This is a genomic window from Flavobacterium macacae, assembly GCF_003865365.1.
GTDB classification, from domain to species: domain Bacteria; phylum Bacteroidota; class Bacteroidia; order Flavobacteriales; family Flavobacteriaceae; genus Flavobacterium; species Flavobacterium macacae.
In genome coordinates, this window is record NZ_RQVR01000002.1 from 218803 (window position 1) to 230885 (window position 12083).

General features: G+C 37.7%; 7 protein-coding genes. 3 read left to right on the forward strand and 4 right to left on the reverse strand.

Features of this window, described 5'->3' with window-relative positions; all coding sequences use genetic code 11:
- Position 1: 1 nt before the first annotated feature.
- The 4 genes from EG849_RS02740 to EG849_RS02755 are packed head-to-tail and all read right to left on the reverse strand — an operon-like array spanning position 2 to position 8587.
- Positions 2-2863 carry an alpha-amylase family glycosyl hydrolase gene (locus tag EG849_RS02740; RefSeq protein WP_125011552.1) on the reverse strand — a complete coding sequence of 954 codons (2862 nt, stop codon included), beginning with the start codon at positions 2861-2863 and terminating at the stop codon, positions 2-4.
- 53 nt (positions 2864-2916) lie between these two features.
- Complete coding sequence (locus EG849_RS02745; RefSeq protein WP_158611908.1) at positions 2917-3981, reverse strand: SusE domain-containing protein; 1065 nt, start codon at positions 3979-3981, stop codon at positions 2917-2919.
- Positions 3982-4026: 45 nt separating this feature from the next.
- Entirely contained in the window at positions 4027-5625 is a 1599-nt protein-coding gene (locus EG849_RS02750; RefSeq protein ID WP_125011554.1) for a RagB/SusD family nutrient uptake outer membrane protein, read from the reverse strand.
- A 16-nt stretch (positions 5626-5641) separates the two neighbouring features.
- Positions 5642-8587, reverse strand: coding sequence for a SusC/RagA family TonB-linked outer membrane protein (locus tag EG849_RS02755; protein WP_125011555.1), 2946 nt, complete (start codon positions 8585-8587; stop codon positions 5642-5644).
- 226 nt (positions 8588-8813) lie between these two features.
- Between EG849_RS02755 and EG849_RS02760 the strand changes: the two genes are divergently transcribed.
- The 3 genes from EG849_RS02760 to pgmB all read left to right on the forward strand — a co-directional run bounded on the left by EG849_RS02760 (position 8814) and on the right by pgmB (position 12043).
- Positions 8814-9839, forward strand: coding sequence for a LacI family DNA-binding transcriptional regulator (locus tag EG849_RS02760; protein ID WP_125011556.1), 1026 nt, complete (start codon positions 8814-8816; stop codon positions 9837-9839).
- A gap of 202 nt (positions 9840-10041) precedes the next feature.
- A complete protein-coding gene (locus EG849_RS02765) occupies positions 10042-11385 on the forward strand; it encodes an MFS transporter (RefSeq protein ID WP_125011557.1) in 1344 nt (447 codons plus the stop codon).
- Positions 11386-11389: 4 nt separating this feature from the next.
- The gene (gene pgmB, locus EG849_RS02770) at positions 11390-12043 is read left to right on the forward strand and encodes a beta-phosphoglucomutase (RefSeq protein ID WP_125011558.1); all 654 of its coding nucleotides are present in this window, start codon (positions 11390-11392) and stop codon (positions 12041-12043) included.
- Positions 12044-12083: the final 40 nt, after the last annotated feature.

The following is a 12083-nucleotide window of genomic DNA, read 5'->3' on the forward strand; positions in this document are numbered from 1 at the left end:
TTTATTGTTTCATCAATTTTAGCGTTGCTTCACGATCTTGATCGTCAATCACCTTTACGATGTACATTCCTTGGTTTAAACTTTCGATTTCATATTGGTAATTAGAATCAAAATCTCCTTTAAATTCTTTGACCAATTGTCCGGCGATGGAATAAATCGAAACTTTCTTCGTATTTGTACTGATGTTGAAAATTCCTCTTGAAGGATTTGGATACAGTGCTATTTTTGCAAGATTGAAATCAACGGTATTCAAAACTGCCTGTCTGTTTCCATAAACCCTGAAACCGTCTGCTTCAATTGAAACTGCTTGGTTTGTGCTAGTCACGACAAGCGGGGTTCCATCCATTAAATTGTACCAAGTTCCTGTAAAGGGAAAGTTTCCGGCATCATTTGTTGTGGCGTTGGTAGCGTTTGTCATTACAATCACATAACTCAACTCCGTGGTTTGGGCGGTGCTTGTAAATACATTTAGGCGCGTTTTCCCAGTGGTATTTACCCAAGTATGTTGCCCGTTTTTGAAAACATTTTGCGTTCTTTTCAACTCAATCATTTTTGCCCAGTCGTCATAAATTTTCTTTCTTGCCGTGTTCGCAAGCCAGTTTCCTGTCCATTGCGGTTGCGGTTTGGTATCTAATTTACAATCTCCGGCAATGGCATCATTTTGATTGTTTACCGTTCCGTTATTGCAGGTAAAAATCGAACTTTCGTAACCCAAATCTCCAAAATGGTAAATCATCTTTGGACCCGGAACTAATAAATGTACCGCTCCCATTGCCGACATTCTTTTTTGTGCTTTTACCAGAATATTTTGTGTCTGGCCTGTTTCTGTCATCGCTTTATACATTACTCTTTCCTCGTCGTGGCTTTCTGCATAACCGATGAACATATTGGTCCCATCAGCAACTCCAGATAAATTGGTGCTGTTTCCTTTTAAAAAATTAGCATAAGCATCGGTCATTTTTCTCCAAAGCAATATTCCTTTTGAAATTCCGTCTGCGTCACCTGTTTTTCTATAATTTGCCCATTCCACTTCTTCAGTGTACGAACCTCCGTTGCCCAAATGTTCAAAAATCACATAAAAATTTGGGTCGATTGCCCATTGCATATCTGCGTATTGTTTCAATTTTAAAACGCGATCAGCTTGGTACGCATTGGTACAGGTTTCTTGATTGGAACCGCCTGGACAATTTTGAGTAAAACCTTTTGTCAAATCCCAACGGAAACCGTCAATTTTAAATTCCTGCATCCAATGCTGAATCGTTCTTTCAGAATAATACTGCGTCATATTGTTTGCGTTGAAGTGATTCAAATCAGTTCCAACATTATACGAATGCATTGCTGATTGATTTCCATAAGGATTTTCAGCTGTAATTCCGTTACCCCAACCGTCGTTGTCTGGATCGAGCATCCACATTCTTTCTAAAGGCGAACGGCTGAAAACGTGATTTAAAGCCACGTCAAGAATAACCGCAATACCGTTTTGGTGGCATAAATCGATAAATTCTTTAAGTTTTGCTTCCGTTCCATATCTTTTATCCAATGCCATGTGATAAGCGGTGTTGTAACCCCAGCTTTCATTGCCCTCAAATTCCATTACCGGCATTAATTGGACTGCATTTATCTTCAGATTTTTAAAATAATCAATTCTGTCAATTAAATTTTGGTAGGTTCTGTTGGCGTCAAAATCCCGAACTAAAACCTCATAAATCACTAAATCTTTTTTAGCGGGCTTCACAAAATTTAGTGTCGCATCACTCCAAGTATAATTGTAATGCGCATTTGGACCGGTTTGCAATACCGTAACTTCTCTTTCTTGCCCCGCAGGATAAGCAGGCAAATTTGGATAAACTCCTAAGGTCTGAATTTCTGGATCATCAAACGGACTCAACACCAATGTTGAAAATGGATCGGCTGTTTTCACTAAAGCAGGTGAATTTGCAGGAAGATTAGTTTGGTCGCCTACCCAATATTGGTAATTATAAAAAGTTCCTGAAGTTAATTCTGTCAATTCCAACCAAAATTTTCCGGTTGCCGGATCCTTTTTCATCGCATAAGCGGAAGTTGGATTGTAATTATTAAAACTTCCGGCCACATACACAAAATCTTTGTTTGGTGCATTTAATACCAAAGTCGATTTTGTCGGATCGGCTTGATTGTAATTAATTCCGTCTTTCATCCCGGCAGGCAAAGCTTGACTTAATGCTCCCGGATTTACAACCACAGCAAAACTTTTGGTCAAGGTGGAAGTTCCTTGTGTTACTTCAAGAACGTAATTTTGGTTGGAAGTAATATTGGTATGATTGTAAGTATAGCTTGCCGTTGTAGCGGTGTTGATCGTTGTTCCATTTGCTTTCAGAACGTAATTCGCATTTCCGCCGGTGTTATTTGCAGTAACGTTTAAATTGCCTCCTGAAGCCAAAATTGTGGTACTGTTTTGCCCTGGTGAAACCAAGTTCAATTGAAAGGCGCCTACGTTTAAAAAAGTATCTGCCGATTGCGGACTTCCCGTTGCGGCTCTAAAAACAACACAAATTTGAGTAATCGTGCTTGTGGTTGGAACTCCAAAAGAAGTGTATAAATCTGGGGTAAGATCTAATTTGTAAGTTGTTCCTGAAACTAAAGTCAATGCCGGCTGCGTGGCATTATTGTTCCAAGTTCCTTTCACATTTTGCCATTGGGCGCCATTTACCGTAAGGCCAATATGGGCGTAAATGATACCCGTATAACCTGCCAATGGGGTTCCTGCCTTATTAAAATTTATGGTTACCGGCCCGTTTGCCAATGCAGGCGAAGGAATGGTTACCGTTTGTGCTAAAGCCGAGAAACCGATTAGAAGTAAAAAAAATAGTGTAATTTTTTTCATAGACTTCGTATTAAAAAAGGGCTGCCTTTTACGACAGCCCTTAATGAAATTATTTATTGCTTAATAAAAATATATCTTTGATCTAAGTCGTTAAACCAAACATTATAAGATCCAGCTTCTGCAACTGGAATATTTCCGCTTGAATTGAATTGAGCTACACCTTGCGTAGCTGGTCCACCACCCCAGTTTTCAGCCCAATCATCATTTGTTCTAAATTTAGCTTCTTCAGGAGTAAGAACTATCTGTGTAACCTTCCAAATATGAGGATTTAATGTACTATTTGTCATATCTGTGTCCGTATCCCAAGATCCTGGAGTTGAATTTCCAATAATCCCCATTGTTGTATAAGATGGAGCTGCAGTCGCATCAAATGCTACTAATGAAAAAGTCATCTCTTCTAAATTTACTGTAAGATCATAATATCCTGCAGTGGCAACCGTAATTGCACCCGGATCTCCATTTGAGCTATCCGCCAATGTTGTTCCGTCATTTGTACCGTATTGTGGCTCCCAAGCTCCAATTGATCCTAATAATTTTAGTTCTCCTTCATTAAAATAAGCTCTCAAATGAAATAATGACTCATTTGATGCATCTCTAAACATTGGAGTGTTTCCCGCATTATTGTTATATCCAAATTCTGTTGCAGTCCCTACCACGTATAAATGTTGTAATGGAACAAAACCTTCATAAGGAGTGATTATCATCTCTACTGCATCACTATATAAAACTTGAGATCCAACATAAGCTTTTACTCTTACTTCAAAATTAGCTGATACTTCAGGAGTTGCTCCCAACGCTAATAATGCAGCATTTAAAACATTGTGTGAAGCCGCAAATTGAGTTGCTCCCGCTGTTGCACCAATCACAGATGGCGTGTCAAAATTCTCTCCTGCGTTGTCAATTTCAATATCATATTGAGGAACAATCCCTGTACCAAAATTCGCTGCTGACCACATAAATCTTTCAGCAAGAACGTCTGGAGTATCAGAATTTAAAACATACGCATTTCCTTCTTCAGGAGCAGTTAAAATCGGTGCGTCAATTCCAACGACTACTGGTCTATCTTCCACGTCATCAACATTACAAGATACTGCAAAAACTGCAAGCATCGCTATCATAGAGTTTTTTAATATTTTTTTCATTTTCTTAAAATTTAAATGTTTTTAGTATCCTGAATTTTGGATTAGTTTTGAGTTTGCTGCCAGTGCATTTGAAGGAATTGGGTAGATATTTCTATAACTTGGAGTTGGGCTACCGTTTAACGTATTTCCTTTCCAAGGCCATACATAAGAACCTCCTGTAAATTTACCAAAACGAACCAAATCAGTTCTTCTGTGTCCTTCCCAGTGCAATTCTCTTGCTCTTTCATCTAAAATAAATTGAAGGTCAATTGAACCTACATTTCCGGATGCATTTCCATAAGCTCTTTGTCTTAAAAGGTTAACATAAGAAAGTCCTGTTCCTACATTTCCACCACCTCTTAAAGCACATTCTGCATACATCAAGTACACATCTGCCAAACGAAACATTGGGAAATCGGTATCCACAAAATCTCCTGAAGCATCTGATCCTGGATTTCCATTAATATCTACATTTTTAAATTTTTTCACTGCATATCCATCCGCAAAATTCCCGACATCATTGATTACCAACGACTGACCATCTGTGTGGAAATTTGATCTTTGATCTGCGGTTCCAGTTTGAAATTTATTTACGAATGCAGAAGTAGTTCTGATACCACCCCAACCACCGTTGATTCCAAATTCAGCTGCTGACATTGATCCTCCAACTGGAGCGTGAACTAAGAAAGTTGTTCCTCCGTACGTTTTTGTGTTTAATCCATCAAAAGCAACTGCAAAAATCACTTCGTTTTGAGAACCATTTCTATCATTATCCGCAATAAACAACTGTTTGTAATCATTATGCAAGCTATATCCAGATGAGATGATTTGATCTAAAAATGGAATTGCTTCAGCAGATTTTTCAGTTCCGATGTAAACTCTAGCGTTCATGTACAATTTGGCATGAAGCATCCAAGCAGCTGCTCTATCAGCACGAGGATATTCATTTGATCTTGGTGCTTTTAGCAAATCGTTTATTTCATTAAGTTCTTGATCAATGAAATCAAACATTTGAGTTGCTGTAACCTGCTCTGGCAGGAAGTAAGATGTTGGATCGTTTTCTGTTACCAATCCTACTCTTCCTCCAAATAAATCTAAGAAATGCCAGTAGCTTAAGGCTCTCAAGAATCTTGCTTCTGCTCTGTACGTTGCAATTTCAGCTTTTAATTCTTCTGAAACACCACGTCCGTTTAATTTCTCATCCGTTGTTTGTCTCAAAAACTCATTACAACTTTTCACCTGAAAATCAAGTCTGCTGAACGTTGCATTGATAAACAAATCGGTTGCTGACCAAGTTTGGTAGTGAAAATCTTTAATTGTGTTATCATTCCAGCCAATTATTGCTTCGTCAGTTGAAAGTTCATTCATTAACCAAAGTCCACGAATATATTGGCTTGCTCCTTCATCAATTCCAGTAATATCAGGAGAACCAGCAGGTCCGTTTTGACCTGTAGTCGCAAGTCCTGCATATAATTTTGCAAGGGTTTGCTTATATGCCGCAGGGTTGCTGTACAACTCATCTACAGATGGACTGCCGATACTTTGCGGATTTGATTGGTCAAGATCATCTGTACACGATCCAAAAGAAAGTGCCAGAACCAAGATTCCAATCTTTGTTAGAGTTAAACTAATTTTTTTCATATTCAATTTTTTATTTTTAGAAATTAACATTCAAACCTAAAGTATAGGTTCTTGGTCTTGGATATAAATTATTGTCGATTCCTGACGTATTTTCAGGGTCAATTCCTTTATAACCTGTAATTAAAAAGACATTTTGAACAGCTCCAGTCAATCTCATGCTTGATCCTTCTGAAAATACATTATTGAAAGTATAACCAACACTCACGTTATCCATTCTTAAGAATGATGCGTCTTGAATATAATAATCAGACTCATATCTTGGGCTTGCAAAGTTAGTATCTAATATACTTACGTGTGCATTTGAAAGATAGTTTCCGTTTGAAGGAAGTGATTGTGATTGGTTACCGAAGTTTGAATTTACGTTGTTATAATTGTAATTTCCAACGCTACCTCTCCAGCTCATAGAGAACCACCAATTTTCATAAGAAAAATCAGTATTGAATCCGTAGAACATATCTGCTGCTGGTTTTCTGTATCTGTATTTATCATCAGCATTGATAATTCCATCCGCATTTCTGTCAACATAAACTCCATCAATTGGCGCTCCTGCTGCATCATACGCTTGTTCGTAAACAAAGAATGCAGATGGTGCAAATCCAACTTGGTGGTTTTGAACTGTTGTTCCCGTACCTCCAGAGATTCCTCCAATGTTAAATCCTGCTTTTGAACCTGTCAATTCAGTAATTTCAGAGTCTTGGAAAGTTACGTTTCCTCCAATTCTCCAAGTCATTTTATCATTTCTAATTGGATACACATCAAAACTCACCTCAACTCCTTGATTTTCAAGATTTCCGATGTTGTAATTTGCTCCATTTGAAAAGTTAACTCCTTGAGGATTTGGTGCAAAAACGATTAAGTCATTTGTTTTACGCTTGTAAACCTCAACAGCTCCTTGCAATCTATTATTAAAGAATCCAAAATCAACACCTAAGTTTATTGTTGTAGTTTCTTCCCATTTCAAATCTTGGTTGTATCCAAGTGGAGATGAAGTTTGTACATAAATTGGGCTTCCGTCAGGATTGTACCCAATTTGATACCCTGCTGTATTTGTTGAATTTGAGTATAAAGGATAAGATGGATATCGTGCTCCTGTATCTTGTTGTCCTGTGATTCCCCAGCTCGCTCTTAATTTCAAGTCACTTACAATAGTGCTTTCTTTTAAGAAACTTTCTTCGCTAATTTTCCAAGCTACAGCAGCAGCTGGGAAATAACCCCATCTGTTGTCTTTTTGAAATCTTGAAGATCCATCAGTTCTGAACGATCCGTTGATGATATATTTATCAGCAATTGTAAATGTTGCACGTCCAAAAAACGATTGAATGTTCAAGCGTTCGTTATTAGGGTTTGCAGGATTTAAGACATCATTTGCAGCATCATAATTAAAACTTGTTGAGTTATATCTAAAATCTTGATAGTTATAACCTCCTGTTAAATCTACGGTTGTATTTAAAGCGTCAATAGTCTTCTTATAATTAAAATACAAGTCCATTACTTTATTTTGATTTTCTTGTTCTCTTCTGTATTCAGAACCAGCCTCAGCAGGAACAACATAATCATCATCTGTATTACCAAAAGCTCTTCCTGAACTATAGTCATAACCAAAGTTAGCTACCAATTTTAAATCTTCAAATGAGTGGATTTTATATTCAGCTTGAACATTTCCGATACTTCTGTAAGTTGTTCCAAAATTGTGTTTTTGCTCTAAAAATGCCACTGGATTTCTTGAAGCATTTACTTCATACACACCACTTGTTGGGTTTGCCCATTGGTAGTAACCTCCAAAAGCATTTTGTTGGTAAACAGGTTGCGTTGGGTCAAAAGCAATTGCAGCACCAATAGCACTTCTTTCGCTAAAGTTATTTTGAATAATTGTAGTCTTATTATTTACTTCAATTTTCAAGTGTTTGTCTAAAAAGTTACCAGTAACATTGGCACCAACAGTAGTTCTTTCAAAATTATCGTGTTTCAAAAGTCCATTTAAGTTTGAATATCCTAAAGAAGCTCTGTAAACAACATTGTCATTTCCGCCAGAAACCGCCACGTTGTGATCGGTACTATAAGAAGTTCTATAGATTTCTTTTTGCCAATCTGTGTTTGCAGTACCTAGTAATCCGATTTGAGACGGGCTACCAAATTCATTAATATAATTTCTATATTGGTTCGCACTTAAAACATCAACTGTTTTTACCACTTCATTTACTTGAAAGTTTCCGTTATATGTCACTTGCATATCTCCAGACTTTCCTTTTTTAGTAGTAATGATTACAACACCATTAGATGCTCTTGAACCATAAATGGCAGTTGCAGCAGCATCTTTTAAAATGGTCATACTTGCAATATCATTTTGGTTGATATTTGCCAAAGGATTTCTTCCTCCTTCAACACCACCACCACCAGCATCAACAGGAACTCCGTCAATAACATATAAAGGATCATTGTTTGCATTCAAAGAAGAACCGCTTCTGATTCTGATCAAAGAACCTCCACCTGGCTCACCTCCAGCATTTGTAATTTGCAAACCTGCTACACGACCTTGTAATAATTGGTCAGCAGATACTAAAGGTCCTTTATTAAATTGTTCAGATGTAATGTTAGTCAAAGCTCCAGTTGCATCTTTTTTAGTAGTAGTACCATATCCGATAACAACAACTTCATCTAATTGTGAAGCGTCTTCCTCCATAAATACATTTACATTATTCTGTCCAGTATAAGTTACTGTCGTCATTTTGTATCCTAAATAAGAAAAAGAGATCACATCTCCTGACTTTACTCCTGAAAGCTGAAAATTTCCTTCAAGATCTGTAGTAGCTCCGCCAGAACCACCTTGAATTGTAACACTTACTCCGGGTAATCCAAAACCAGCCGACTGATCTTTTACATTACCATTTAATGTGCTTTGTGCCAGCACGCTAAACGGAAGAAGTAGTACTAAAAGCAACAACTTTTTATAAATTGTTTTCATACATTTTGTTTAGGTTAAAAATTGAGTTTGAATACTGTATATTTTCACTTCGAATGTTAAACTTATGTAAAATATTCACACTACAAAAACGTTTTCGTAAAACAAGGTACCGAAAACGTTTGCGTGTTGACAACTTTACGGAAATAAGCAATTTTTCGCTTAAAAATACCGATTAATAAAATTTAAATTTATCTTTATTGACAAATTAATACTTGAACAAAACCCCATGAGAAGAAAAGTAACCTTAAAGCAAATTGCAAAGGAATTAGATGTCTCAATTTCTACTGTTTCAAAATCACTTCGCGACAGCCCCGAAATTAGCGAAGACACGCGTCAAAAAGTCCAAGCTTTTGCCAAGTTATACAATTACAAGCCTAATCTGATTGCCCTGAGCCTGAAGAACAAGAAGACAAAAACCATCGGAATCATTATTCCAGAAATTGTGCACCACTTTTTCGCCACGGTAATCAGCGGTATCGAACACGTAGCCAACGAACACGGATACAACGTGATCGTAACGTTATCTGATGAATCTTTTGACAAAGAGGTCATCAATATGGAAATGCTGGCAAACGGAACTATTGACGGCTTCATCATGTCACTTTCTAAAGAAACACAGCACAAAAAAGATTTCCACCACATTACCGAAGTGATCAACCAGGGAATGCCGGTCGTGATGTTTGACCGCGTGACCAATGACGTTTTATGCGACAAAGTAATTATCGATGACAACTTGGCTGCTTATGAAGCTGTTCAGACCTTAATAAATAAAGGATTCAAAAAAATTGCCTTGATCACAACCGTTGATTATGTAAGCGTTGGTAAATTAAGAACCGACGGATACATCAAAGCGCTAAAAACCAACGATATCATTGTAGATCCTAATTTAATTTTAAAAATTGAAGACATCGACATTTGCGATTTTCAGATAGAAGAATTAATTGCTAATAATGAAATCGACGCTGTTTTTGCCGTCAACGAATTATTTGCCGTTACAGCGATCAAAGCAACCAAAAAAATACACAAAAGAGTTCCCGAAGACATTGCTATCATTGGTTTTACTGACGGAATCATCTCAAAATATTCATCTCCGAGCATTACCACCGTTTCCCAAAACGGAATAAAAATGGGTGGAAAAGCAGCAAAAATGCTCATCGACAGATTAGAATCAGAAGAGGAAGAAGAAGAACATTTTAAAACCGAAGTTATTGAAACACATTTGGTACTTAGAGAATCTACGCCAACGTTGTAGTTTGATTTAAACAACTGTAAATCAATAGAATAATCTCAATATTTTTCAATTCTTTCAATTGTTAAATATTGAGATTTTAATTTTAAGCTCAAAAAAATTATATATTTGCAACATTATCATACTTATATTTTTACTTCGAAAACAAAAATTAAGTTTTGATAAGCAACATCGCTTATCGTAAATAAATCAATTCATTACGATAATGGAAAAGCGTAAATTAAGTCTCTTTGATATTTGCAACATGAGTTTCGGATATTTGGGGATACAGATGGGATTTGCCTTGCAAAATGCAAATGCCAGTAGAATTCTGCAAATTTTCGGAGCCGACGTACACAGTTTGTCGTGGTTTTGGATTGTTGCTCCTTTAACAGGATTGATTGTCCAGCCCATTATTGGGCATTACAGCGACAGGACTTGGACCCGTTTCGGCAGAAGAAAACCCTACTTTTTAATCGGATCTGTTTTAGCGGCGTTTGGATTGATTTTTATGCCGCAATCCGCTACATTAACTGCTTTTATGCCTGCACTTTGGGTTGGAGCCGGAATGCTGATGATCATGGATGCGTCGTTCAACATTGCCATGGAACCTTTCCGTGCCTTGGTAGCCGATTTACTTCCCTCCGACCAGCGAACTTTAGGCTTTAGCGTTCAAACCATTATGATTGGCCTTGGGGCCGTAATCGGTTCTTGGCTTCCTTATGCCTTGAGCAATTGGTTCGGAATTTCAAGCGAGGCGCTTCCTGGCCAAGTTCCTTATCATCTTATTTTGTCCTTTATTATCGGTGCGGCTGTTCTGGTTGGCGCCGTTCTTTGGACGGTTGCTGCAACCAAAGAGTATTCTCCGGCAGAATTAGAGGCTTTCGATAAAGCGAAAGGAATTGTCCACGAAGAAGAGTCTTCCAGTTTACTGAATATTTTTACTGATTTCAAGAATATGCCGCAAACCATGAAACAATTGGGCTGGGTACAGTTCTTTTCTTGGTTCGCTTTGTTCGGAATGTGGGTTTTCGCCACTCCGGCAATTGCACATCACGTCTATAACCTTCCTTTAAGCGATACCAGTAGTAAAACATATCAGGAAGCGGGCGACTGGGTAGGAATCATCTTCGGAGTTTACAATGCTATTTCAGCTGTATTCGCCTTCTTTTTGCCCGCTATCGCTAAAAAATTCGGAAGAAAATCTACACACACCTTTTCATTAATCGTTGGAGGAATCGGATTGATTTCGGTTTATTTTGCTCCCACTCCAAACTGGTTGATCTTATCAATGGTTGGTGTCGGAATTGCTTGGGCAAGTATTTTAGCAATGCCTTACGCCATTCTATCAGGTTCCATTCCTGCTAAAAAAATGGGAGTTTATATGGGGATTTTTAATTTCTTCATTGTAATTCCTCAAATCATCAACGCCATCATCGGCGGTCCAATCGTTAAATATGTTTATGGCGGAAATCCCATCTATGCCATTGTAACCAGCGGTGCTGCTTTTTTAATTGCCGCACTATTTGTTGCGAGGGTAAAAGATGAAGATGACATAATTAAAGTATAAAATTTTGAAAACAAAAGCATTCATATTCGACCTAGACGGAGTAATTGTGGACACGGCAAAATACCATTATTTGGCGTGGCAGAAAATAGCCAGCCAACTCGGAATCGAATTCACACCAGAACACAACGAAGAACTAAAAGGCGTAAGCCGCGTTCGTTCGCTTGACCTTATCCTTGAATTAGGAAAAATAGAAGCCACCCAAGAAAATAAAAACCTTTGGCTGGTTCAAAAAAATGAAGACTATCTCTCTTATTTGGTAGATATGGACGAAAGTGAAATTTTACCTGGCGTTGTTCCGGTTTTAAAATTTCTGAAAGAAAACAACCAAAAAATTGCTCTTGGTTCTGCCAGTAAAAACGCACGGCCCATCTTACAGAAAACTGGAATTATCAGTTATTTCGATGCAATTGTAGATGGAAACGACGTGACAAACGCAAAACCTGACCCTGAAGTTTTTTTAAGAGCAGCGCAGTTATTAGGAGCGAATCCAGAAGATGCCATTGTTTTTGAAGATTCTGTAGCCGGAGTCCAGGCGGCAAACATCGCCAATATGAAAAGTGTTGGTATAGGTGAAGCAAAAATCCTCCACGAAGCTCAATTTATCTTTCCAGATTTCACACATATCGATGAGCAATTCATCGAATCATTAATCAAATAAATCACTGTTAAAAGGTTTAGAGTTTAAGGTTTCCAGTTAC